This is a genomic window from uncultured Martelella sp. (assembly GCF_963677965.2).
GTDB classification, from domain to species: Bacteria; Pseudomonadota; Alphaproteobacteria; order Rhizobiales; family Rhizobiaceae; genus Martelella; species Martelella mangrovi.
The window spans coordinates 156,662-179,552 of sequence record NZ_CAXXFM010000001.1; the positions used below are offsets into that span (position 1 = coordinate 156,662).

The 22,891-nt window shown below is 60.9% G+C and carries 24 protein-coding genes; 11 read left to right on the forward strand and 13 right to left on the reverse strand.

All coding sequences use genetic code 11. The features are described 5' to 3' along the window. Positions 1-41 precede the first annotated feature (41 nt). Positions 42-929: an acetylglutamate kinase gene (gene argB, locus ACHZCU_RS00915; protein ID WP_106311671.1), complete on the forward strand. Its 888-nt coding sequence runs from the start codon at positions 42-44 to the stop codon at positions 927-929. 43 nt (positions 930-972) lie between these two features. Here argB and ACHZCU_RS00920 read toward each other — a convergent pair whose 3' ends face one another. The 3 genes from ACHZCU_RS00920 to ACHZCU_RS00930 form a co-directional block, all read right to left on the reverse strand. After that, the gene (locus ACHZCU_RS00920; RefSeq protein ID WP_319517289.1) at positions 973-2,475 is read right to left on the reverse strand and encodes an MFS transporter; all 1,503 of its coding nucleotides are present in this window, start codon (positions 2,473-2,475) and stop codon (positions 973-975) included. 78 nt (positions 2,476-2,553) lie between these two features. Beyond that, positions 2,554-4,041: an MFS transporter gene (locus ACHZCU_RS00925; RefSeq protein ID WP_319517290.1), complete on the reverse strand. Its 1,488-nt coding sequence runs from the start codon at positions 4,039-4,041 to the stop codon at positions 2,554-2,556. Between the two features lie 173 nt (positions 4,042-4,214). Continuing rightward, complete coding sequence (locus ACHZCU_RS00930; protein WP_106311676.1) at positions 4,215-5,129, reverse strand: EamA family transporter; 915 nt, start codon at positions 5,127-5,129, stop codon at positions 4,215-4,217. Between the two features lie 262 nt (positions 5,130-5,391). Here ACHZCU_RS00930 and ACHZCU_RS00935 point away from each other — a divergent pair, with 262 nt between their 5' ends. The 6 genes from ACHZCU_RS00935 to ACHZCU_RS00960 all read left to right on the forward strand — a co-directional run bounded on the left by ACHZCU_RS00935 (position 5,392) and on the right by ACHZCU_RS00960 (position 10,296). Further along, complete coding sequence (locus ACHZCU_RS00935) at positions 5,392-6,129, forward strand: pyrimidine 5'-nucleotidase (RefSeq protein ID WP_319517291.1); 738 nt, start codon at positions 5,392-5,394, stop codon at positions 6,127-6,129. Between the two features lie 90 nt (positions 6,130-6,219). Next, complete coding sequence (locus ACHZCU_RS00940; protein ID WP_319517292.1) at positions 6,220-6,846, forward strand: hypothetical protein; 627 nt, start codon at positions 6,220-6,222, stop codon at positions 6,844-6,846. A 208-nt stretch (positions 6,847-7,054) separates the two neighbouring features. Continuing rightward, positions 7,055-7,906, forward strand: a complete 852-nt coding sequence (dapD, locus tag ACHZCU_RS00945; protein ID WP_319517293.1) for a 2,3,4,5-tetrahydropyridine-2,6-dicarboxylate N-succinyltransferase — start codon at positions 7,055-7,057, stop codon at positions 7,904-7,906. 85 nt (positions 7,907-7,991) lie between these two features. Further along, positions 7,992-9,188 (forward strand): succinyl-diaminopimelate desuccinylase, encoded by a 1,197-nt coding sequence (dapE, locus tag ACHZCU_RS00950; protein ID WP_319517294.1) that lies wholly within the window; start codon positions 7,992-7,994, stop codon positions 9,186-9,188. Further along, entirely contained in the window at positions 9,172-9,756 is a 585-nt protein-coding gene (locus ACHZCU_RS00955; protein WP_319517295.1) for a hypothetical protein, read from the forward strand. The genes dapE and ACHZCU_RS00955 overlap by 17 nt, the downstream gene beginning before the upstream one ends. A 72-nt stretch (positions 9,757-9,828) precedes the next feature. After that, positions 9,829-10,296 (forward strand): hypothetical protein, encoded by a 468-nt coding sequence (locus ACHZCU_RS00960; protein WP_319517296.1) that lies wholly within the window; start codon positions 9,829-9,831, stop codon positions 10,294-10,296. Positions 10,297-10,346: 50 nt separating this feature from the next. On the opposite strand, the gene arsC is transcribed toward ACHZCU_RS00960, so the two are convergent. The 4 genes from arsC to def all read right to left on the reverse strand — a co-directional run bounded on the left by arsC (position 10,347) and on the right by def (position 13,134). Then, complete coding sequence (gene arsC / locus ACHZCU_RS00965) at positions 10,347-10,766, reverse strand: arsenate reductase (glutaredoxin) (RefSeq protein ID WP_319517297.1); 420 nt, start codon at positions 10,764-10,766, stop codon at positions 10,347-10,349. Between the two features lie 81 nt (positions 10,767-10,847). Further along, positions 10,848-11,594: a tRNA pseudouridine(38-40) synthase TruA gene (gene truA / locus ACHZCU_RS00970; protein WP_319517298.1), complete on the reverse strand. Its 747-nt coding sequence runs from the start codon at positions 11,592-11,594 to the stop codon at positions 10,848-10,850. Next, positions 11,594-12,532, reverse strand: coding sequence for a methionyl-tRNA formyltransferase (fmt, locus tag ACHZCU_RS00975; protein ID WP_319517299.1), 939 nt, complete (start codon positions 12,530-12,532; stop codon positions 11,594-11,596). The genes truA and fmt overlap by 1 nt, the downstream gene beginning before the upstream one ends. Positions 12,533-12,585: 53 nt before the next feature. Then, complete coding sequence (gene def / locus ACHZCU_RS00980) at positions 12,586-13,134, reverse strand: peptide deformylase (protein WP_319517300.1); 549 nt, start codon at positions 13,132-13,134, stop codon at positions 12,586-12,588. A gap of 158 nt (positions 13,135-13,292) precedes the next feature. Here def and ACHZCU_RS00985 point away from each other — a divergent pair, with 158 nt between their 5' ends. After that, positions 13,293-14,492 (forward strand): DNA recombination protein RmuC, encoded by a 1,200-nt coding sequence (locus tag ACHZCU_RS00985; protein ID WP_319517301.1) that lies wholly within the window; start codon positions 13,293-13,295, stop codon positions 14,490-14,492. Between the two features lie 97 nt (positions 14,493-14,589). Further along, positions 14,590-15,489 carry a ribokinase gene (locus ACHZCU_RS00990; RefSeq protein ID WP_106311834.1) on the forward strand — a complete coding sequence of 300 codons (900 nt, stop codon included), beginning with the start codon at positions 14,590-14,592 and terminating at the stop codon, positions 15,487-15,489. Positions 15,490-15,507: 18 nt separating this feature from the next. Here the strand turns inward: ACHZCU_RS00990 and ACHZCU_RS00995 are convergent, their stop codons facing one another. After that, positions 15,508-16,452 (reverse strand): nucleoside hydrolase, encoded by a 945-nt coding sequence (locus ACHZCU_RS00995; RefSeq protein WP_319519722.1) that lies wholly within the window; start codon positions 16,450-16,452, stop codon positions 15,508-15,510. 128 nt (positions 16,453-16,580) lie between these two features. Here ACHZCU_RS00995 and ACHZCU_RS01000 point away from each other — a divergent pair, with 128 nt between their 5' ends. Both ACHZCU_RS01000 and ACHZCU_RS01005 read left to right on the forward strand, forming a co-directional pair. Further along, the gene (locus tag ACHZCU_RS01000) at positions 16,581-16,985 is read left to right on the forward strand and encodes an Hsp20 family protein (protein WP_106311710.1); all 405 of its coding nucleotides are present in this window, start codon (positions 16,581-16,583) and stop codon (positions 16,983-16,985) included. A gap of 90 nt (positions 16,986-17,075) precedes the next feature. After that, complete coding sequence (locus ACHZCU_RS01005) at positions 17,076-17,333, forward strand: DUF1150 family protein (RefSeq protein ID WP_319517302.1); 258 nt, start codon at positions 17,076-17,078, stop codon at positions 17,331-17,333. A gap of 21 nt (positions 17,334-17,354) precedes the next feature. Here the strand turns inward: ACHZCU_RS01005 and ACHZCU_RS01010 are convergent, their stop codons facing one another. The 5 genes from ACHZCU_RS01010 to ACHZCU_RS01030 form a co-directional block, all read right to left on the reverse strand. Beyond that, a complete protein-coding gene (locus ACHZCU_RS01010; RefSeq protein WP_319517303.1) occupies positions 17,355-18,053 on the reverse strand; it encodes a tRNA (guanosine(46)-N(7))-methyltransferase TrmB in 699 nt (232 codons plus the stop codon). Positions 18,054-18,062: 9 nt separating this feature from the next. Beyond that, positions 18,063-19,301, reverse strand: coding sequence for a methionine adenosyltransferase (metK, locus tag ACHZCU_RS01015; protein WP_319517304.1), 1,239 nt, complete (start codon positions 19,299-19,301; stop codon positions 18,063-18,065). 184 nt (positions 19,302-19,485) lie between these two features. Then, the gene (locus ACHZCU_RS01020; protein WP_319517305.1) at positions 19,486-19,899 is read right to left on the reverse strand and encodes a helix-turn-helix domain-containing protein; all 414 of its coding nucleotides are present in this window, start codon (positions 19,897-19,899) and stop codon (positions 19,486-19,488) included. A gap of 209 nt (positions 19,900-20,108) precedes the next feature. Continuing rightward, positions 20,109-21,644 (reverse strand): apolipoprotein N-acyltransferase, encoded by a 1,536-nt coding sequence (lnt, locus tag ACHZCU_RS01025; protein WP_319517306.1) that lies wholly within the window; start codon positions 21,642-21,644, stop codon positions 20,109-20,111. A 20-nt stretch (positions 21,645-21,664) separates the two neighbouring features. After that, positions 21,665-22,879, reverse strand: coding sequence for a hemolysin family protein (locus ACHZCU_RS01030; RefSeq protein ID WP_319517307.1), 1,215 nt, complete (start codon positions 22,877-22,879; stop codon positions 21,665-21,667). Between the last annotated feature and the right edge of the window lie 12 nt (positions 22,880-22,891).

Here is a 22,891-nt window from a genome sequence, read left to right on the forward strand (position 1 = left end):
GCGCTAAAAGGCCGCGAGGACCAAAGCACCCGGGGTAATTCATGTCATTGTCGGAAAGCGAAGTTCAGGCACGTCTGCTGGTGCAGGCGCTGCCTTATATGCAGAAATACGAGAACAAGACCATCGTCGTGAAATATGGCGGCCACGCCATGGGCGATTCCGAACTCGGCCAGGCCTTCGCCAGCGACATCGCGCTTTTGAAGCAGTCGGGCGTAAACCCGATCGTGGTCCATGGCGGCGGTCCGCAGATCGGCAGCATGCTGAAGCGGATGGGCATCGAATCCAAGTTCGAAGGCGGGCTTCGGGTGACCGACGAGGCGACCGTCGAGATCGTCGAAATGGTGCTTGCCGGTTCGATCAACAAGGAAATCGTCGCGCTGATCAACCAGACCGGCGAATGGGCCATCGGCCTGTGCGGCAAGGACGGCAATATGGTGTTTGCCGAAAAGGCCAAGAAAACTGTGATCGATCCGGATTCCAACATCGAGCGGATCCTCGATCTCGGTTTCGTCGGCGAAGTCGACACCGTGGACACCACGCTGCTCGATCTGCTCGCCAAATCAGAGATGATCCCGGTGATCGCTCCTGTCGCCCCCGGAAATGACGGCCACACCTACAATATCAACGCCGACACTTTTGCAGGCGCAATTGCCGGGGCGTTACGCGCAACCCGCCTTCTGTTCCTGACCGACGTGCCGGGCGTGCTCGACAAGAACGGCGAACTGGTCAAGGAACTGTCGGTTGCCGAAGCCCGCAAGCTGATCCTCGACGGCACGATTTCCGGCGGCATGATCCCCAAGGTCGAAACCTGCATCGAAGCGATCGAGGCGGGTGTCGAAGGCGTGGTCATCCTCAACGGCAAGGTCAAGCATTCCGTCCTGCTGGAAATCCTGACCAAGGGCGGCGCCGGCACGCTGCTCGTCCCGTAAACCGCCGAAACCGGCCATCATCCTTCAAGCGCCCCGCAGCCGTTCAGGCGATATGCGGGGCGTTTTCCTTTGTCGCTTCCGGCTGAGCGGGCCTGCGGTCCGAAGACAGAAGCAGGGTCAGCACGATCACCACCGCATAGGCGGCAAGGTTGTAGATCAGCGACAGGGCAAAGGCGCCCACATAGGCGGCATGGCTTGCCGCACCCGACTGCATCATCTCACCGAGGCGGGCAAAGAAGATGCCGCTGATGATCGCGATGCCGAAGGCGCCGCCAAGCTGCTGGACGGCCTGCAGCGCGCCGGAGGCAGACCCCGCCTCCTCCTGGGGCACACCCGCCAGCACCAGTTGAAAGATTGATGCGATAGAGACACCGAGGCCAAGCCCGGAGATAATCAGCGGCATGAACAGGGCCCAGCGCGACACCGCGTCGCCGATGCTCAGCACATAAAGCCTGAGCCAGAACATGCCGACGCCAAGCAATACAATGCCGAGAATGACCCGAACTTTCAGAAAATGGTGACCGAGCCGCCCGCTGATCAGCGAGGCAGCAAACACGCCGACGGAAAACGGGATCGTCGTCAGTCCGGATTTCAGCGGCGCGAAGCCGAATCCGACCTGCAGGAAAATCGCCAGACAGAGAAAGAAACCCGGGATCGTGGAAAAGAAGAACAGCGCCATCGAGCCGCCGACCATGAAATTGCGGGTCTTCATCAGCCCGAAGGACAGAAGCTGCGGCCTGTTGCGGGCATTCTGGCGGCGCTCCCAGAACACGAAGGCAGTAAGCACCGGCAACGCTGCAGCCATCATCGCAAAACACCACAGCGGCCAATCGAAGGTGCGGCCTTCAACCAGCGGAAAGATCAGCAGGAACATGGCCACCGCGATCAGCAGAATACCGGCATAGTCATTGCGGGTATCGCTGCGGCGCGGCGTGGACGGCACCAGTTTCGCACCGGCGATCACGGCAAACAGCCCGATCGGCAGATTGATCAGAAAGATTGCCCGCCAGCCAAGGCCAAACAGGCTGTGCTCGACCAGAAAACCGCCGATGATCGGTCCGCTGACAGTCGCGATCCCCGCCATCATGCCGAAATAGCTGAAGGCCCGGGCGCGTTCATGCGGCGAAAACATCACCGTGGCCAGCGCCAGCACCTGCGGCGTCATCATCGCCGCCGAAAAGCCCTGAAACAGGCGGGCGAAGATCAACAGCGGCGTGGTATGCGACAGGCCGCAAAGTGCGGAACCGAGCGTAAAGCAGCCGACACCGACAATGAACATGTTTTTCTTTCCGACAAGATCACCGAGCCGCCCGAAGGGCAGCAGCGCCAGCGCGAACATCAAAACATAGCCGGCAACGATCCACTCGATGGCCGAATTCGAGGCATTCAGGCCTTGCTGGATCGATGGCAGAGCCACATTGACGATGGTCACATCCAGCATGTTCATGAACACCGCCGAAAGCAAAACGGCAAACGCCGTCCAGCGACCTGGATGTTGCTCGGTGTCTGCGCCTGCCGGCGCGGTTTCCGTTGAACTGGAAGCCAATAGGGTCTCCGATTGCGTGTTGAATGCGGTCACGAGTTGGGCAAGGTGCGTCCAAAAGTCAACGGCACCCGCTCTCTTCTACAAGCCCGGCATCATGCCGCCGGGTTCGGCCTTCACGCCGGATGCCCTGAGCGCAGGCGCGGGCATGAAGATTGCCGCGACAAAGACCGTGACCATGGCCAGGATCATATAGCCGATGCTGGCGGAAAACCCCGCGACATAGGCATTCGCCATTTCAGCTCCCGCCTGTTGCCGTTGCGCGATCATAGAGAAGAACAGTGCGCTGGCAATGGCAATCCCGAGAGCGCTGCCGGCCTGCTGAATAGCCTGCAATGCGCCGGAGGCCGATCCGGCATCGCGTGCCGGCACATCGGACAGGATGATCTGGAACAGCGGCGAAGCCGTCATGCCCAGAGAGAAGCCGCAGATGAACAGCGGCAGCGCGAAGTCGATGATCGCCAGGTCCCGGTCAGCGTGTTGAACGACAATGAAGAGTGCCAGATAACCGACGGCCATGACAGCCGATGCGGCAAGGATGCGCCCCTTGAGAAACCGGTCGGAAAGGCGGCTGTTGGTAAAGGCCGACAGGAACGCCCCGAGCGGAAACGGAATGGTACTCAGCCCCGCCTCGAGCGGCGTGAAGCCAAATCCCTGTTGGAGGAAAATCGCAAAGGTCATGAACAGGCCGGCCGGCGTCGAATAAAACATCAGCGCGATGAAACCGCCGAGCGCATAGGCATGATTGCGCATCAGCGAGACCGGAAGCAGTTGCGACAGGCCATTTCTGTCGCGCCGCCGCTCGAAAAAATAAAACGCGGCAAACACCGGGAAAGCCGCCGCGATCATCGCAAAACACCACAACGGCCAGCCGAATCGGCGCGCTTCGACCAGCGGAAAGATCAGCAGCACGAAGGCCGACGCGATGATGATGACGCCCGTCGTGTCCAGCATCGGCCGCTCGCTCGCCGCGATATCGGGAATGAGAATACGGCCGGCAATCACGGCGGCAATCCCGACGGGCACGTTGATATAAAAGATCGAACGCCATTCAAGCCCGAACAGATCGACGGCAATCAGCCAGCCGCCGATCAGCGGGCCGGAGACAATGGCGATGCCGCTGGCGATCCCGAACAGGGAAAATGCGCTGGACCGTTCCTTCGAGGCAAACATGTCCTGGACCAGCGCAAGAACCTGCGGCGCCATGATCGCAGCGCCAAGCCCCTGACAAAGCCGCGCGACCACCAGTGCCCCGATGTTTGGCGCAGCACCGGAACAGGCAGACGCCAGGGTAAAGAAGCCGACGCCGAGAAGGAACATCCGTTTCTTGCCGATGATGTCGCCAAGCCGCCCGCAGGGCATCAGCGCCAGTGCGAAGACCATGACATAGCCGGCCACGATCCACTCCAGCGAGGAACTGTGTGCATTGAGATCCCGGCCAATGACGGGCAGCGCGACATTGACGATGGTGGCATCGAGCAGGTTCATGAAGGATGCGGCAATCAGCACCGACATCGCCAGCCAGCGTCCCGGCCAGGCTGCCGCCTCCACTTCAGAAGCTTCCGTCATTCATGTCCCCGCTGCCGTCGCCTGTTGCTGTCTTCGCAACCATCAATTGCCGCTGGCGGCATGCAAGTCAATCGCAACCAGAGCGTTTCAGCGTGAATTGGAAGGGTTCTGCCGCAAGGAATTTTTGCCGCTCTTTCGGGTTGGCGGAAACCGACCGTTCCCCCTGAGGCGATCTAGGCGAGCAGAAGCGTGAGCACGCCGAGAACGACAAGCGTGCAGCCTATAGCCTCCGCACCGGTCATCTTTTCCTTGAACACCAGCACCGATGTTGCAAAGGAAAACAGCATTTCCACCTGCGCCACCGCCTTGACGATCGCCGCCTGCTGCAGCGTCATCGCCACAAACCAGCCGAAGGAAGCCGTGGCGCCGACGAAACCGACGGCAAGCGCCGGGCGCCAGGCTTTGGCCACCTTGACCAGTTCGCCACGGTCGAATGCGAGCATCCAGACCAGCATCGCCAGCGTCTGGATGGCGATGACCACCACCAGCGTGAAGGAAGCCTGCATGATGGCATCCGGTTGCGGCAGGCTTGCCGCCAGCGACAGCGAGGCCGCGCGATAGGCCACCGCCGAAAGCCCGAACAGCGTGCCCGATGCAATGCCGATCAGCGCAGTGCGGGTCAAAAGCCCGCGAATGAGACCGCCGGGACCGACATCATTACGCGACAGCGAAATCAGCATGACGCCTGCAATCGAAATCAGGATGGCGGCAATGGCGGCAAACGAGATTGTAGCACCGAAGAAGACAAAGGCGAGAATGGCGGCCTGTGCCGGTTCGGTGCGCGAATAGGCGGTTCCGACCACGAAATTGCGGAACGAAAACAGATAGACCAGCAGGAAGGTCGCGCCAATCTGCCCGGCAGCGCCGATCACCGCCCAGAACAGGAAAGCGTTGTTGACCGACGGCACCGGCCGGCCGAGACCGAAGATCAGAATTGCGAAATAAAGCGCGGCGAACGGCAGGCCGAAACCGAAACGGGTAAAGGTTGCGCCGAGCGTGGCCATACGCCCCTTCAGATATTTCTGAAGCGTCGAGCGCATGTTCTGCAGAAAGGCTGCGGCAAAGGTAATGCCGATCCAGAGTTCCATGGAATAAGACCTTGCGTGGTGAAGACGGACGGAGGGGGCTCAGTTCACGCCCGAAACACGCCGCCCGCAGACTGTCTTGCAAAAGGTCGCGAAAAACCGAACCGGCAGGCGCTTTCTGTCCTGCAGGATGATCGCGCCACGATGGCAAGGTCTGATCGCTCCGGTATTCATGGCTCATGCCTACCACAGTCTTCCCCGCCCCGGAAGCAGGACCTGACGGAAAGCAGTTTCCTTCGCGCGCCGGCTCTGCCATAAGCAGATCATGACCAAGCCGAAATCACACCCCGAAGCGTCCGATTTCACCACGATCCGTGACTGGGTCTTCGATCTCGACAACACGCTTTATCCGCACCAGGTCGATCTGTTTTCGCAGGTCGACCGCAACATGACGGCCTATGTGGCCGAATTGCTGTCCCTGCCGGAGCAGGACGCGCGCAAGGTGCAAAAAGATTATTACCGTGACCATGGCACGACCTTGCAGGGGCTGATGATCAACCATGACATCGACCCCAATGATTTTCTCGAAAAGGCCCATGCGATCGATTACTCGGTGCTGGAGCCGAACCCGGTTCTGGGGGCGGCGATCAAGGCTTTGCCGGGGCGCAAGTTCATCTTCACCAATGGTTCCGTGGCGCACGCGCAAAAGACCGCCGAAGCGCTCGGCATTCTCGACCATTTCGACGATATTTTCGATATCGTTGCGGCCGGGTTCACGCCCAAGCCGGAGGCCGATGCCTATGCCCGTTTTCTGGACCGCTCCGGCGTCGACACCGGCCACGCCGCCATGTTCGAAGACCTGCCCCGCAATCTGCATCAGCCGAAGGCGCTCGGCATGAAGACCGTGCTGATCGTACCGCCCAATCTGGAATACGGCCTTGCCCAGACTTTCGAACGGCTCGATGACCAGACCGGCCACATCGACTATGTCACGGAAGATCTGACCGGGTTTGTCCGCACGGTGCTTGGCTATTTTGATGAACCGAAAATGAATTACCGATAATTCAGGTACCTTTCGGATAATTAAGTCGGCTTTACTGTTCCCTTCGCTTACCCTCATGGCTGTCATCACGGCAAAACGAGGATTTGAGCCATGACCGGTAAATATCTGACACTGACGGCAATCGCCGCAACATGCGCGCTTGGCGCAACCGCAACGCCAGGCATCGCACGGGATATGCGCGGACCCGCACCGGCAGAGCGCGGCTTCATCTATCTTCTGAAGAATGCCGACACCAACAAGGACGGAAAGATCACCGAGGAAGAAGCCATCGCCTTTCAGGGCGGCCGCTTCGCGGAAATCGACGTCAACGAAGACGGCGTGATCACACCCGGCGAGTTTTCCGACTACCGCAAGGCGAAAATTGCCGAGTTCCGCAAGAACAACCCCCGTCCCGAGGGCTCCGCCGACAAGGCCGGGATCGCCGAAAACAGCGGCGACAGTGACCGGGACCGCAACGGCTGGAAGCCGCACATGGCGATGCAGAACGGCGGACATCACCGGATGGGCCCCGGCGCGGGTCATCACCGCAATTGGCAGGGGCACCATCGCGGCAATATCGAGCGGATTTTCTTCGTCCGTGCCGACAGTGACCGCAGCGGGCAGGTTTCCGAGCAGGAATTTTCCGACACGGCCGCCAGAATGTTTTCCCGCATGGACCGCAACGGCGATATGGTGATCACCGTTGATGACCTGCCTGACCGCCCGATGCGCTGGTAAACCGCCACAGTATTTCCAGACCGTCTCCATCGGTCGCGTCCGATGCGCTTCATCGGCATGCCCCCGCGTTTTCGCGGGGGCATTTGCGTTTGTGCGGCACGGCGGCAGAGATTGACGCACTGGCGCACCTCGCCTAGAGCATGTTGGAAGGTTTGAGACCTCCGGATTCTTCCGCGCCTGTTCAGCGCGACTTTCAAAGGACGACAGAATGACCGACCACGCATCGCTTGAAAAAACCATCGAAACCGCATTCGAAAACCGCGCCGAAATCTCCGTATCGACCAAAGGCGAAGTCCGCGAGGCGGTGGAAGATGCGCTGAACCTGCTGGACAGCGGCGCAGCACGGGTGGCCGAGCGCCAGGAACACGGCCCCTGGAAGGTCAATCAGTGGCTGAAAAAGGCGGTTCTTCTTTCTTTCCGTCTCAATGACATGAGCGTCGTCAAGGGCGGCCCCGACAACGCAACCTGGTGGGACAAGGTGCCCTCCAAGTTCGAAAGCTGGGGCGACAACCAGTTCCGCGATGCCGGTTTCCGCGCCGTGCCCAATGCCGTTGTGCGCCGCTCTGCCTATATCGCCCCCGGCGTCGTTTTGATGCCCTCCTTCGTCAATCTCGGCGCCTATGTCGATGAAGGCACCATGGTCGATACCTGGGCAACCGTCGGGTCCTGCGCCCAGATCGGCAAGAATGTCCATCTGTCCGGCGGCGTCGGCATCGGCGGCGTGCTGGAACCGATGCAGGCCGGCCCGACCATCATCGAGGATAATTGCTTCATCGGTGCGCGTTCGGAAGTCGTGGAAGGCTGCATCGTGCGCGAAGGCTCGGTGCTCGGCATGGGCGTCTTTATCGGCAAGTCCACCAAGATCGTCGACCGTGCAACCGGCGAAATCAGCTTCGGCGAGGTTCCGCCCTATTCGGTTGTCGTTGCCGGCACGCTGCCTGCCGCCAAGCCGATGGGCAACGGCGCTCCCGGACCGGGCCTCTACTGCGCGGTCATCGTCAAGCGCGTCGATGCGCAGACCCGTTCCAAGACCGGTATCAACGAGCTTCTGCGCGACTGATCCTGAAAAAGCGGCCCCTGCCGGATGGTTTTCCGGCAGGAGCCTGATCGCCCGCAACAGCAGAAAAGCGTCCGGATATCTTCATATGACCGTCACCGATCCCGTCCGCGTCCTCGAAACGCTTGTCCGCTGCCCTTCTGTCACGCCGGAAGAAGCCGGGGCGCTTTCCGCCCTTGAGGCGATGGTGAAACCGCTCGGTTTCTCGGTCGAGCGGATGGTCGGGCGCGAACCCGGCACGCCGGATGTGGAGAACCTTTATGCCCGCCGCGGCACGGATGGCCCGCACCTGATGTTTGCCGGACACACGGATGTGGTGCCGCCCGGCAACGAAGCCTCCTGGCGCCACCCGCCGTTTGCCGCCGAAATCGAGGATGGTCTTCTGTTCGGCCGCGGCACCGTCGACATGAAGGGCGGGATCGCCTGCTTCATTGCCGCCGTCGCCCGGCTTGTCGAAAAAGGCCATGCCCTGCCCGGCTCGATATCGCTGCTGATCACCGGTGACGAGGAAGGCCCCGGCATCAACGGCACGGAAAAACTGCTCGCATGGGCCAAAGAGCGCGGCGAACACTGGGACGCTTCGCTCGTCGGCGAGCCGACCAACCCGGACGCGCTCGGCGACATGATCAAGGTCGGCCGCCGCGGATCGCTGACAGGCAGGCTGACGGTGACGGGAACGCAGGGCCATGTGGCCTATCCCCACCTTGCCGACAACCCCGTGCGGGCGATGACGGCGATGCTTGATGCACTGATGGGCAAGCCGCTTGATGACGGCACCGATCTTTTCCCGCCGTCCAACCTGGAAGTGACCTCGGTCGATACCGGCAACACCGCCACCAATGTCATTCCCGAATCGGTGACCGCCACCTTCAATATCCGCTTCAACGATACCTGGAGCGCGCAAACGCTGAAGGCCGAGCTCAACGCCCGGCTGGAACGCGCCGCTACTGACGGCACGCTTCGCCCCGGACGCGATCCGGCACGGTTCGCGATCGAATGGCTGGGCCGGGCAAGCCCGGTGTTCCTGACCCGCGACCAGCGCCTGTCGGGCAGTCTTGCCGCCGCCGTCGAGGCCGTAACCGGTAAGGTCCCTGCCCTTTCCACCACCGGCGGCACGTCCGATGCGCGCTTCATCAAGGATTACTGCCCGGTGGTCGAATTCGGCCTCGTCGGCCAGACCATGCACAAGGTTGACGAACATGTGCCGGTGGCCGATCTTGAGATGCTGACCGAAATCTATGGCCATTTCATCGAAAGGTGGTTTGCCCTTGCCGACGCCCGGTGAAATCCTGTTCTACATGCGGGGCCTCTGGCTTCTAATCAAGGCCAATCCGGCCCACACACGCTATCTTGATTTTACCGAACGCGGTCTGGCGCGTTCGTTCTGGGCGCTTGCCTATTCCTTTCCCTTCATGGTCGCCAGCGAACTTGTCAGCCTTTCAAGGCTGATGCCGCAAACGGTAACCGTCAGCGCCCAGACGATTTTCAGAAGTGCGCTGGTTCAGGGGCTGGGCTGGATGGGCCCAATCGTCGTGCTGGGCGTCGTCTGCATGGTCTCGGGCATGCCGCGCTCGTTTCTGAAGATCGTGGTCACCACCAACTGGATTTCCCTGCCGATCAATATTTTCGCGGCTCTGGCAATCTTTCTGATCGCCACCGGCCTTCAGCCGCTGGCCAGCATATTGCTGCTGCTCTTCCAGGCTGTCGTGCTGGCCGCATTCCTGCTTGAAATCCGGATCGTCTACCTGCTGATGAACGACAAGGCGCTGCCGACAGCGACCGCCATCATCGCCTCGGCGATCACAGCGCTTTTGATTACCGACCTCGGCACACGCTATATCGTGGGCGGGTGACCGGCGCTTCGGCTTGACAGCACTGCCTGCTGCCGCAATCGTAACGCGACGTTTTATTGGGGGTGTGAGGGTATGAAAACGAGATCGTTTCTTTCTATTGCCATGCTTGCAGCGCTGACCGGTTGCCAGACCGGGCCGATCGACGTGCTCTACAAGGAAGGCAGCACCCGCGCCGAACGTCAGGAAGCCTATGACCAGTGCTTCATTCAGGCGTTGAAGGAAGTGCCGCAAAACATGGTCACCGAGGTTTCCGGCGGCTACAGCGTTCCCGGCTTCATCGACTGCAATACCGATGGCGACAGGACCTATTGCGGCGAGGTCGGCGGCTATACCACCCCCGTCACCAGCTTTAGCTACGACACCAATGAACGGCTTCGAAACCGCTTCATCAATCGCTGCCTTGTCGACAAGGGGTTTACCACCATCGAGCGGCCGATCTGCGAGACGCGTGAGGAACGCACTGCCTATGCGCTGCTGCCCGAACAGCCCAACGCCACCCGCATTGCCTGCGTCGCGGGACAGAGTTTCGAACCGAACTGAGTTGAAAAGCGGATTGACGGCGACGGGCATGCAGCCATCGCCGCCGGAATTCACTCGGTCCTGTTCGTATCCGAAATAACCACCGCGCCGTCTTCCTTCGAAAACGCGCCGATATCCGGGTTTTCCAGAATATCCAGCACGGTTTCGGACGGACGGCAAAGCTTTGTGCCCTTGGCGGTCACGACAATCGGCCGGTTGATCAGGATCGGATGGTCCATCATCGCGTCAATCAGCACATCGTCGGACAGCGCCGGGTCGTCCAGCCCCAGTTCGTCATAAGGCGTGCCCTTGCGCCGCAGAAGATCGCGGACCGGAATGCTCATTTCCGCAATCAGCGCCACAAGGCGATCACGCGTTGGCGGTGTTTTCAGATATTCGATGATTTCGGGCTCCACGCCGGACTGACGGATCATCGCCAGAACATTGCGCGAGGTGCCGCATTTCGGGTTGTGATAGATCGTCACCGGCATGGCGGACTCCAACATATCCACAAATCTGGAATTATTGATACGTAAAATCCGCGTCGGATGCAAGTCGCTAGGCACCGGCAATCACGGATAGTCCACCTGCATGAAATAAAGCCCCTCAGGCGGCGCCACGGTTCCGCAGGCGCTGCGATCGCGGGCTTGAAGCGCGGCTGCAACATCATCGGCGCTCATCTTGCCCTCGCCGGCCAGTTTCAGCGTGCCGGCAAAGGAGCGGATCTGGTTGTGCAGAAAACTCTGCGCCGAGGCCCGGATTTCGATCACCTCGCCGGTGCGGGTCACATCGAGCCGGTCCAGCGTGCGCACCGGCGAATTCGCCTGGCATTGCGCCGAGCGGAAGGTGGTAAAGTCATGACGGCCGACAAGCCTTTGCGCGGCGGCGTGCATGGCCTCGTGGTCAAGCGGGCGCGGCACCCACCAGGCGCGCATGTGATCGACCGCCAGATGGGCCCTGCGATTGATGATGCGATAGAGATAATGACGCTTGAGGGCGGAAAACCGCGCGTCGAAATCATCGTCGACCGGCACCACCTCCGTTACGGCAATACTGTCCCTGGCGATACGCAGATGGGCGTTGATCGCATTGAGCAGGGTGAACGCACTCCATTCCCGGCCCAGATCGAAATGGGTGACCTGGCCGAGCGCATGAACGCCGGAATCGGTGCGCCCCGCGCCGCGGATCGTCACATCTTCACCGGAAAAGCCCTTCACCGCCTCCTCCAGCGCACTTTGCACGGACCGCCCCGTCGCCTGCCGCTGCCAGCCGACATAGGGCGTGCCATCATATTCGACCGTGAGACGGTAGCGCGGCATCAGGACAGGACCGTGCCGGGGGCAAGCGGATTGCCGCGCAGAAAATCCTCAGCCGAAAGCACCTTGCCGCCGGCCTTTTGAAGCCGTGTCAGGCAGACGGCGCCTGTGCCGCAGGCGATGGTGAGCGGTGTTGTGTCAACAACCGTTCCCGCCGGGCCACTGCCCTCGCCGATCCGGCTTTCATGGACCTTCACGCGCTCGGCCCGCCGCTCCGTCGGCATCTCGGACCAGGCGCCGGGAAAAGGGGCAAGCCCGCGAATGTGATTGTGCACCGCCTCTGCCGGCTGTGTGAAATCGATCCGGGTTTCGCCCTTGTCGATCTTCTTCGCATAGGTCACGCCATCTTCGGCCTGCGGGGTCAGCGGCAGGTCGTCGTTTTCCAGCTTTGCCATGGCTTTGGCCATCAGCTTCGCGCCCTTCAGCATCAGCTGATCGTGGAGGTCTCCGGCGGTCATGTTCGCGCCGATGGCGACTTTTTCCGTCAGCGCGACGGGGCCGGTATCAAGACCCTTGTCCATACGCATGACCATCATGCCGGTCTCGCTGTCGCCGGCCATGATGGCGCGCTGGATCGGGGCCGCGCCGCGCCAGCGCGGCAGCAGCGAGGCATGGCCGTTATAGGCGCCGAGACGGGTTCCCGAAAGAACCGCTTCCGGCAGGATCAGACCATAGGCGACCACCACGGCAACATCGGCATCAAGCGCGCAAAATGCCGCGCGCTCTTCGTCCTGTTTGAAATTGAAGGGCGTGCGCACTTCAAGGCCAAGCAGTTCGGCGGCCTGATGAACCGGCGACTTGACCTCGGAAAGGCCGCGCCGGCCGGCCGCGCGCGGCGGCTGGGTGTAGACGCAGGCGATTTCATGTCCCGCCTCGCACAGCGCCCGCAAGGTCGGAACGGCAAAATCGGGCGTTCCCATGAAAACGATCCTGAGCGCCATTGTCCGTCCTTTCGCGATGTTCACAGTTCTGTGGGCAAGCTGCCGGCCGCAGCCTACAGCTTTTGCTGCCGCGCCGCCTTGGCAAACCGCTTGATCACCCGGTCGCGCTTCAGTTTCGAGAGATAGTCGATGAACAGGGCGCCATCCAGATGGTCGATCTCGTGTTGCAGGCAGGTCGCAAGCAGGCCGTCGGCCTCGATTTCCTGCTGCTTGCCGTCAAGATCGGTATAGCCCACCCGCACGCTTGCGGGACGCTCGACCTCGGCAAAGAATTCGGGGATCGAAAGGCACCCCTCCTCATAAACCGAGCGTTCGTCGGAAGAGGAAAGAATGGTCGGATTGATCACAACAAGAGGATTTTTTTCTCTCTCCTGTTCCGGGGCGTTTCCATCTTCATCTTCGCCCTTGCTGGTGACATCGACCACCAGCATGCGCCGGGGCACGCCGACCTGTATCGCGGCCAGCCCGATACCGGGCGCCTCGTACATGGTTTCCAGCATGTCGCCAGCAAGTTTCTTCAGGTCGTCGTCTACACGCTCGACCGGTTCGGAGACCTTGCGAAGCAGCGGGTCCGGCAGAATTATCAAAGGCATCGTCGTCATGCGTTTCCCTTAGCGCAAGTTTGGCAAAGAAGAAACGGTTTCGTTTCGCCCAAAGCCACCGTTCATTGCGATCCACGCCATTCTCAGATATGTTCACGTTTTGATCTTTTCAAGGCGTCGATTTATGCTAGTCTCCCCGGACGGAAGGAACAGCGCGGATGGAACGACTGGCACATGAAATCGCGACAGCCGGGCCCGGCATGATCGGCCTCGGTGTCGCCGTCCTGCTGGCACTCCTCGCCGCCATCGTCATTACGGCGTTCAGGCGGGGTACGGGCCGGCGCGCGGACACACTGGAACGCGAGTTGCAGAATCTGGTCCGCGCCCAGACGGAGATGCAGGGCCGGATGGCGACCATGGCCGAGCTTTTCGGCAACCGGCAGGCGGAGCTCGATGCCTCGCTCGGCACCCGTCTCGACGGCCTGTCGCGGCGAATCGGCTCCACCCTGCATCAGCAGCACCAGACCACCCACGAGAACCTGCGCCGCCTGCAGGAGCGGCTGGCGGTGATCGATGCAGCCCAAAACAATATCCAGTCGCTCGCCAAGGACGTCGTCGGGCTGCAGGCAATCCTGTCGAACAAGCAGACCCGCGGCGCTTTCGGACAGGGACGCATGGAGACAATCATCGCCGATGCCCTGCCGGCGGGCACATTCCGGTTTCAGGCCACGCTTTCAAACGGAACCCGGCCGGATTGTGTGGTCGACATGCCCAATGGCGCGCCGCCGCTGGTGATCGACGCCAAATTTCCGCTGGAGGCCTGGAACGCATTTCGCGACGCGCAGGACGATGACGCGAAACGCGCCGCCGGCCAGCGCTTCCGCCGCGACCTCGACACCCATATTCGCGATATTTCCGGCAAATACCTGCTGCCCGGCGAGACTCAGGATACTGCCTTCCTGTTCGTGCCGTCGGAATCGATCTTCGCCGATATCCATGAACATTTCGAGGCAAACGTTCAGCGCGCCCATGCAGCCCGCGTGGTGATCGTTTCGCCGACACTGCTGCTATTGTCCATCCAGGTGGTGCAGGCGGTCATGAAGGACCAGCGCATGCGCGAACAGGCCCATCTGATTCAGGGCGAGGTCGCGCATCTGATCGGCGATCTCGGCCGGCTGAACGAGCGCGTGGAAAAGCTCAACAGCCATTTCTCGCAGGCCCGGCAGGATGTCGAACAGATCCGGGTCTCGACCGGAAAAATTGCCCGGCGCGGCGAACGGATCGGTGCGCTTGAATTCGAAACCCGGGCAGACCCGGCAGCAGACAGGAATGACAATCCGTCTACTCCCGAAGAGGCAGATGATCCGACCACGTCCGGCGTCGGGCGCATGAAACTGCGCGTCGTCGACGAGGATTGATTGTCATTGCCGCAACTTGGCAATAAAACCGCTGAAAACGGCGTTTGGCGACGGGATTGCCTTCGCCGCCATCAACACGATGCGAGGAGACATTGCCATGATCACGGTTTTCGGGTCCATCAACATGGATCTCATCAGCACCACCGAGCGCCTGCCGGAACCGGGCGAAACCGTGGCCGGGCTTTCATTTTCGACCGCTCCCGGCGGCAAGGGCGCAAACCAGACGCTGGCCGCCCGCCGCGCCGGTTCGGATGTGGCGATGGTGGGCGCGGTCGGCAGCGATGAATTCGCCACACCGGCAACCGCACTTCTGGCCGATGCCGGCGTCGACCTGTCGGCGCTCAAGATCTCCGACGGAGCAACCGGCACGGCGACGATCCTTGTCGGCGGCGACGGCGAAAACGTCATCGTGCTCAATGCCGCGGCCAACTTCACGCTGAGCGAAGATGACGCCCGGGCGGCCGTGGAACGCATGTCGGCGGGCGATATTCTGATGCTGCAGCTTGAAATTCCGGCGCCGGCCATCCGCGCTGCACTGGAAGCCGCCCGCAAGAAGGGCGTGACGTCCGTTCTCAACACCGCGCCGCTGACACCGCAGGCCGCCGAACTTGCCGCGCTGGCGGATATCGTCATTGCCAATGAAACCGAGTTCGAACGCCTTGTCGGTGCGGAAGAACTCGGCAGCGAAGGCCGGATCGCGATGCTGAAAACCCATCACGACCGCACGGGCCAGACCATGGTGATCACCCTTGGCGGCGACGGCGTCATCGCCATGCATGAAGGCGCTTTCTTCAAGATCGATGCGCTGAAAATCGACCCCGTCGACACAGTCGGCGCGGGCGATACATTTTGCGGCTATCTTGCCAGCGGCCTGGAACAGGGGCTTTCGTTCGAGGCTGCGGCCCACCGCGCTTCGGTCGCCGGCGCCCTGGCCTGCCTCAAACCCGGCGCCCAGCCCTCGATCCCGACCGCTGACGACGTCGCCAAACGGCTGTAACAGCGGGCACCCGTCCGGTCAGAGACGAGCGAGCCGCTCCGTCAGCAACGCGAAAAAGCCGGTCGCATCGGCCTTGCCGATCACCAGCGCATTCGGCTTGCGATCGGTTACATGCCACCAGTCGACGACGGTTTCGCCGAGCGTGAGCTCCGAAACGGTCTCGATCTCGACATTGCAGTGACGCCCGGAAAACAGCTCCGGCTTCAGCAGATAGGCCGTTACCGACGGGTCATGCAGCGGCCCGCCGTCCGAGCCGTATTTCTCCAGGTCGAAGCGCTCGTAAAAGCGCAGCATTGCGGCCATGGCCTGCGCCGCCGGCCGGCCGATCGCATCAATCCTGTCGACACGTTCCTTCAGGCAGAGCAATTGATGGGTCACATCAAGCGGCATCATCACGATCGGAATACCGGAGGCGAATACGGCTTTGGCGGCCTCCGGATCGACATAGATGTTGAACTCGGCCGACGGCGAAATATTGCCGCCCTCGAAATAACCGCCGCCCATCATCACGATTTCCTGCACTCGACCGACGATTTCCGGCGCCTTTTCGAAGGCCGTCGCGATATTGGTCAGCGGACCGAGTGTGCAAAGCGTGACGGTATTTTCCGGCTCGCTCTTCAGGGTTTCAATGATGAAATCAACGGCGTGCATCGCCTGCAGCGGCATCGCCGGCGCGTCAAGCTCGGGACCGTCAAGACCGGTCTTGCCATGCACATGCTCGGCGGTGACCAGCGGCCGGCGCAGCGGACGGTCGCAGCCGGCAAACACCTTCATATCCGGCCGCCCCGACAATTCGCACACGATGCGCGCATTGCGCTCGGTCAGCGCCAGCGGCACATTGCCGGCAACAGCCGTGATGCCGAGAACATCGAGCTCCTGAGGGCTGGCCAGCGCCAGCATGATCGCCGCAGCGTCGTCCTGCCCCGGATCGGTGTCGATGATGATTTTTCGTGCGCTCATGATGTCCGTCTCTGCCCTGGTGAAATACCAATTGGTGAATGGCGACTGGTCCTGCACTTGTCAAGCCGACGCGGTCTTGCGACGCTTGTGTCGATGCCCCATATCGCAAGAACAAGGACCGGAGCAGCCCAATGCCGAGAATCGACCTGCGTATCAATCCGACGATGCTGGAAAACCGTGCGCAGGACGCTGCACTCAAGGGCGCATCCGGTTACCCGCCCTTTGATGTCGAATGGTTTCCCGATGAACCGGCCGGCATTTTCCTGAGGATCACGCTCGCGGTTGCCGGTTTCGATGAGAGCGAACTCGATGCCGTCGCACAGGACAATATTCTCGTGGTCAGCGGCAATCGCGAAGAACGGGAAGACGGCGAATACCTGTTTCGCGGCATTGCCGGGCGCCAGTTCCGCCGGCAGTTCGCACTGGCGGACGGGATGGAGGTTGTCGGCGCAAAACTCGATCGCGGCCTTCTCGCAATCGACATCGCCAGACGGCCGCAAGAGGTACGAAAAATTAAGATTTCGGTTTCACAATAGCCTTTGAAACATGCAGGCAGGTCGTTGGGAAGACAATATTTCCAGCGCCTGTGCCGACATCACAGCGAAAAGACAAAGGCGCCCGTTCCCATGAAATTTCCGTCCGCGGCAACCGCTTTCGAAACCGATCAGCTCGCCGCCTTCGGCGCCGGCCACCTTGGCTATTTCCGCGCATTTGACCGGGAAGAAGCGCTTCGCCAGTTTCCCGATGCGGAAAGGCTGGAATCGGCAGAAAAGCTCTGGGCGCTGTTTCGGGCAGACGGGACGCTGCTGCTGTTGACCGAAAACCGCACCAGCATTTTCTTCAAGGCCATGGAAGAAGACCTGAAGACCGTGACACTGCACTGACGCAGGCGACAAAACGCCGGATCAGACTTTCACGAATGTCAGATAGGCGCTCGAACGCCCTTCCCTGCGCGCCTTGGCCTCATAGCGCGTTCCAGGCCAGTTTTCATAAGGCCTGAGCCAGTCTTCCGATGACCGCGCCTGCCAGTCAAAGCCGCCATGATCACGGCAATGCAGCAGCGTCCAGTTGATGTAGGAATCAATGTCGGAGGCAAAGCAGAACCGTCCGCCGGGCTTCAGCACACGATAAAACCGGTCGAGATTGACGCTGGACACGAAACGGCGCTTCCAGTGGCGGCGCTTGGGCCACGGATCGGGATAAAGCAGATCGATATGATCGAGTGAGGCATCCGGCAGCCAGTCGAGAACGGTAACGGCGTCGTCGTCGTAAAGCCTGAGGTTCGGCGGCTCGCTTCCCTCCACCTGCCCCAGCAGCTTTGCCATCGAATTCACGAAGGGCTCGATGCCGATGAACCCGATCTCCGGGTTCTCGCGAACCCGGTGCAGAAGGTGTTCGCCACCGCCGAAACCGATCTCGAGACGCACCGTGCCGACCTCTGCGGCAAAGAGCGCTCGCGGGTCCTGCAGCGCGCTCCCGTGCGGGTCGAGCGCCAGTGCCGGCAGCACTTCCGCGAGATTACGGGCCTGCCTGTCGCGCAGGGGTTTTCCCTTGCGACGTCCGAAAAAAGCCTTGCCGGCCTGATGTTGGCTGTTATCGCTCACGGCAGCAGATCAGTTCTTCAACGCCTGTTTCAGCGGCCGCACCAGATCGAGCCGCTCCCAGGAGAACGAACCGTCACGCCCTGCCTTGCGCCCGAAATGGCCATAGGCCGAGGTCTTGGCGTAGATCGGCTTGTTGAGGTTGAGGTGGCGGCGAATGCCCGACGGCGACAGATCCATGGTCGCGCGGATCGCCCTTTCGACATCCTCCTCCTTCACCTTTCCGGTGCCATGCAGATCGACATAGATCGACAATGGCTGAGAGACACCGATGGCATAGGCCAGCTGGATCGTGCATTTCTCGGCAAGATTGGCGGCCACGACGTTCTTGGCAAGGTAGCGCGCCGCATAGGCAGCGGACCGATCCACCTTGGTCGTGTCCTTGCCGGAGAACGCGCCGCCGCCATGAGGGGCCGCACCGCCATAGGTATCGACGATGATCTTGCGGCCGGTCAGACCGGCATCGCCGTCCGGGCCGCCGATGACGAACTTGCCGGTGGGGTTGATGTACCAGACACACTCGTCGGCGATCGGCAGTTCGCCAAGCGCTTCGCGGATATAGGGTTCGACGACGCTGCGGACCTTGTGGGAATCCCAGCTTTCATCGACATGCTGTGTCGACAGTACAAGCGATGTCACCTCGGCTGCCTTGCCGTTGTGGTAGCGCACCGTCACCTGGCTCTTGGCATCCGGGCCGAGAAGCGCAACATCGCCCTCGCCCGCCTTGCGGGCTTCCGAAAGCCTCTGGAGGATGCGATGGGCGTAATAGATCGGCGCCGGCATCAGTTCCGGCGTTTCGCGGCAGGCAAAACCGAACATGATGCCCTGGTCGCCCGCGCCTTCGTCGCCCTGCTTGTCGGCGGAACTGTCCACGCCCTGGGCGATATGCGCCGACTGCGCATGCAGAAGAACGTCAATGCGCACGGTCTTCCAGTGAAAACCATCCTGCTCATAGCCGATATTGCGGATCGCGCGGCGCGCGGCGGACTTGAAACGCGAGGGATTGACGATCTCGTTGCCGTGCTTGTCCAGTTTCATCAGGCTCGGCGGCAACCGCACCTCACCGGCAATCACGACCCGGTTGGTTGTGGCAAGCGTCTCGCAGGCCACCCGTACAGACCACGGGTCGACACCGGTCTTGACCGCTTCGCGGTAAATCAGATCCACGATTTCATCGGAAATCCGGTCGCAGACCTTGTCAGGGTGTCCTTCGGAAACGGATTCGCTGGTGAAGAAATAATTGGTGCGCATCGGGATTCCCCACATAGAAATTAGCCCGAATTTGTTAGACGCTTAACCGCAAAATGACAAGCGCACAACAATATAAATATATCTTTATATCGCTAAAAAATTCCCGGAATTGCGCACAAAACAACACCCGAAAGGCAGCCGCGGCAGCCTTCCGAGCTGTTTTTGTTTCAGACGCTTCGAAGCCTCAGTCCGCTTCGGCCGCCAGTGACTTGACCAGGTCCACCAGCTTGCGACGTACTTTCGCGTCTCCAATCTTCACAAATGCGCGGTTGAGCTGCAGCCCCTCCGAGGACGACAGGAAGTCGACCACATAGCTGGAACTCGACGCTTCGGCCATCCCCGATGCATTCGCCCCCTGATCACCGGGCACATCTTCGAAGAAGAAGGACACCGGAACATTCAGGATCGTCGAAATGTTCTGAAGACGGCTGGCACCGACGCGATTGGTGCCCTTTTCGTATTTCTGGATTTGCTGGAATGTAATTCCGAGGCTTTCACCAAGCTTTTCCTGGCTCATGCCCAACATGGTACGGCGCAACCTGATCCGACTCCCGACATGAATGTCGATGGGGTTCGGCTTTTTTTTGTTTTCTGTCATTTCTCATCCTACTTTTAGCAGCTTTACAACTGACTTCCGAGCCTGACTCGGACAGAGCATCTGCAACCATCAGAGTTGGGCGATAAAAAGCCCTAGTTGAAAGCCAAGCGCTTTCACTATGCAATTTTGGGGTATTGTGGTCAATTACGCGTAAAATATAAAACCATGGGATGAATAAACACCACCTAATGAAATAGAGCTTATACACTTTAGGATTGTTTTTTGTCGTCTATCTCCGGGGGTACAATCCAAGGTAACGCAACCGGTACGTCCATTACCCCGGGTTCGTCGAAAGGAAGCCGCCGGATAATTTTTCCGCGCGAATCAATGACAGCGGTAACACCGTTTTCCCCGACCCGAATCAATTTTTTCCCTGTTTCCACCGCCCTGATCCGCGCCTGGGCAAAGTGTTGATATGGCCCCGGTGTACGACCGAACCATGCGTCATAGGTAAGGTTGAGCAGGGCCGATGTCTGAGCGGTCTGGCCGGTTGTCAGACGCGGAAAACTGGCCTCGTAACAGACCAGTGGAAACAGGCTCAGCCCGTCGGGCAAAACCAGCATCTGGCGGTTTTCGGCGGGCACATAGCTGCCGGGTAGCCTTGTAAGCGCCTCAAGGCCGATTGACCTGAAGAAGTCGGAAAATGGCAGATACTCGCCGAAGGGGACCAGATGCGTCTTGCCGGCGATGGAAACCGTCTGGCCGTTGTCATCGAGAACATAGATCGCATTGTAGAATTCGGGCCAGCCGTCAGGCTTGCGTCCGGCAAGACGGGCCGCCCCGAGGACAAGCGCCTGGCCGGGTTTCAGCATTTCGCCGATGGCGGTGCGAATATCAGGCCGCGTCTCCAGCAGGTACGGCAGGGTGCTTTCGGGCCAGATAATCACATCCGGCTGCGGCGCTCCCGGCTCACCTGCTTCAGAGGAAAGCGCCAAAAGCCTGGCAAAGATCTCTGCCCGCCCCTCTTCGCTCAGCCATGCCTCATCGCCGACAGCCGGTTGCACAAGCCGAAAATTGACGGTTTTCTCCGCGACTGGCTCGGCTGTATCGAGGCGATACCAGCCATAGCCGAGATCGATCATCACAAGCAGCACGGCAAGCGAAAGCCCGGCCAGACGCCCCCGCCGGTCGGCAAGAAGGGCCGGCGCGGCAAAGATGAAAACGGCAAAACCGCCCATCACATAAAGCCCCGTCAGGCGCACCGACTGCATGAAAACCGGGCTCGGCATCGCGGTATAGGCAATGGCGTTCCACGGAAACCCGCTCGCCACGTGCCCGCGCAGCCACTCAACCGCAACCAGCGCAACGGCAAGAGCGACAAGCCGCAGCGGCCCCCTTGCCCAAAACAGCGCAGCCAGCGCCCCGGCCAGCCCGTAAAAAACGGCCAGCACAGCCGGAAAGGCGACAACAGCCAGCGGAAGCGCCCAGGCATAAAGGCCGGCATCCTTCAACAGTGCGGCACCGAGCCACCACAGACCGAAGACGAAATAACCGAAGCCGAACCACCAGCCGCAGGCAAAACCCGAAAGCAGACGTTGACGCAACGTTGCGGCACCGGCCAGCGCCCCGTCCATCATCCACACCAAGACAGGCATGGCCACGAACATGACCGGCATCATGCCGAACGGCGCCAGCGCAAAGGTCGCCACCGCCCCGCAGACGAAAAGGACGAGCCGGCACTGCCAGATATTCAGTTTCCGAAGATAGCCGGAAAGCCGCGTCAGCGGATTTCCACTATTCGTCAATGGCACATTCCGCCCGATGCTCACCCCTCCGAGCGCTCGTCGATCACGGTATCGTCGGCGGGCAACGCATCAACGGGTTCTGCCTCGCGCGGCTCATCCGGGCCGGGTGTTCCGGTGCGCACCGCTGCGGCCGAACGGCGGCGGGCGGGACCACGCTTGCGCAGCACCCTGACACGGCGGATACGGCGCGGATCGGCGTCGAGAATATGCACCTCGAACCCCGGCAACGCCTGTATCACCTCGCCGCGCGCCGGTATCCGGCCGATGGCGGAGAAGATCAGGCCGCCAAGCGTATCCACATCGTCACCATGTTCGCCGATCTCGAAATCCGGGCCGATGGCTTCCGCGATGTCCTCAAGCTCGACGCGGGCATCGGCCAGGAACACATCCTCGGAGACGCGCGTAAACATCGCCTCCTCGCTGTCATGCTCGTCGTCGATCTCGCCGATCACCATCTCCACGATATCCTCGTGGGAAACGAGGCCGTCCGTGCCGCCATATTCGTCGATCACGAGCGCCATCTGGGTGCGACCGGCCTGCATGCGCTGCAACAGATCAGACGCCAGCATCGACGGCGGCACGAACAGCACCGGCCGGATGATGCCGGCTTCGGCGACCGTCTTGTCGAGATTGACCTTGCCGAGATCGAGCGGGTTCTGCTGCGGTTTCGCGTGGCGCTCGGTCGGTTTGACCTCCGCGTTTCTGGCCGAAGCCGATTTGGCCGCATCCCGCGCATTTGCCGGCCGCGCACGCCGGCGGCCGCGTGCCTGCTTGGACAGATAGGCAAGCAGGTCACGGATATGCACCATGCCGCGCGGGTCATCCAGCGTTTCGCAGAAGACCGGCATGCGCGAATGGCCGCAGTTTTCGAAAATCAGCAACAGATCGCCGATCGTGGTTCCCTGCTCGACCGCGTCGATATCGGCGCGGGGCACCATCGTGTCCTCGACCCGCACCTCGCGGAAACGGAGAATATTGTTGAGCATCGCCCGTTCTTCGGGCGAGAAATCATTGTCGCCTGCGCTCTCGGTCGAAAGCGCATCTTCCAGATCCTCGCGCAGGCGCGAAGAGCCGTTTCCGTTGCGCTTGAAGCGCAGCAAAAGGCCCCGCAGCGGCGAGCCGACATGTTTTTGAGGATTTTTGTCCGAGACCGGACTGTTGGGCTCGTCGAGTGTGGAGCCGTCTTCGGCATCCTGACCGCTGTCTGCTAGCGGCACTGTCTGTTGCTGGTTCATCGTTCCTTAGGC

Bases quoted from the DNA above. Each gene is read 5' to 3' on its own strand.
- ACHZCU_RS00930 (WP_106311676.1), bottom strand. From the start codon at position 5,129: ATGGAACTCTGGATCGGCATTACCTTTGCCGCAGCCTTTCTGCAGAAC.
- metK (WP_319517304.1), bottom strand. From the start codon at position 19,301: ATGCGCACCAATTATTTCTTCACCAGCGAATCCGTTTCCGAAGGACAC.
- ACHZCU_RS00925 (WP_319517290.1), bottom strand. From the start codon at position 4,041: ATGACGGAAGCTTCTGAAGTGGAGGCGGCAGCCTGGCCGGGACGCTGG.
- ACHZCU_RS01030 (WP_319517307.1), bottom strand. From the start codon at position 22,879: ATGAACCAGCAACAGACAGTGCCGCTAGCAGACAGCGGTCAGGATGCC.
- ACHZCU_RS01020 (WP_319517305.1), bottom strand. From the start codon at position 19,899: ATGACAGAAAACAAAAAAAAGCCGAACCCCATCGACATTCATGTCGGG.
- dapE (WP_319517294.1), top strand. From the start codon at position 7,992: ATGACCGTCACCGATCCCGTCCGCGTCCTCGAAACGCTTGTCCGCTGC.
- ACHZCU_RS00985 (WP_319517301.1), top strand. From the start codon at position 13,293: ATGGAACGACTGGCACATGAAATCGCGACAGCCGGGCCCGGCATGATC.
- def (WP_319517300.1), bottom strand. From the start codon at position 13,134: ATGACGACGATGCCTTTGATAATTCTGCCGGACCCGCTGCTTCGCAAG.
- ACHZCU_RS00990 (WP_106311834.1), top strand. From the start codon at position 14,590: ATGATCACGGTTTTCGGGTCCATCAACATGGATCTCATCAGCACCACC.
- dapD (WP_319517293.1), top strand. From the start codon at position 7,055: ATGACCGACCACGCATCGCTTGAAAAAACCATCGAAACCGCATTCGAA.
- arsC (WP_319517297.1), bottom strand. From the start codon at position 10,766: ATGCCGGTGACGATCTATCACAACCCGAAATGCGGCACCTCGCGCAAT.
- argB (WP_106311671.1), top strand. From the start codon at position 42: ATGTCATTGTCGGAAAGCGAAGTTCAGGCACGTCTGCTGGTGCAGGCG.
- ACHZCU_RS01005 (WP_319517302.1), top strand. From the start codon at position 17,076: ATGAAATTTCCGTCCGCGGCAACCGCTTTCGAAACCGATCAGCTCGCC.
- ACHZCU_RS00935 (WP_319517291.1), top strand. From the start codon at position 5,392: ATGACCAAGCCGAAATCACACCCCGAAGCGTCCGATTTCACCACGATC.
- ACHZCU_RS00960 (WP_319517296.1), top strand. From the start codon at position 9,829: ATGAAAACGAGATCGTTTCTTTCTATTGCCATGCTTGCAGCGCTGACC.
- truA (WP_319517298.1), bottom strand. From the start codon at position 11,594: ATGCCGCGCTACCGTCTCACGGTCGAATATGATGGCACGCCCTATGTC.
- fmt (WP_319517299.1), bottom strand. From the start codon at position 12,532: ATGGCGCTCAGGATCGTTTTCATGGGAACGCCCGATTTTGCCGTTCCG.
- ACHZCU_RS01000 (WP_106311710.1), top strand. From the start codon at position 16,581: ATGCCGAGAATCGACCTGCGTATCAATCCGACGATGCTGGAAAACCGT.
- ACHZCU_RS00940 (WP_319517292.1), top strand. From the start codon at position 6,220: ATGACCGGTAAATATCTGACACTGACGGCAATCGCCGCAACATGCGCG.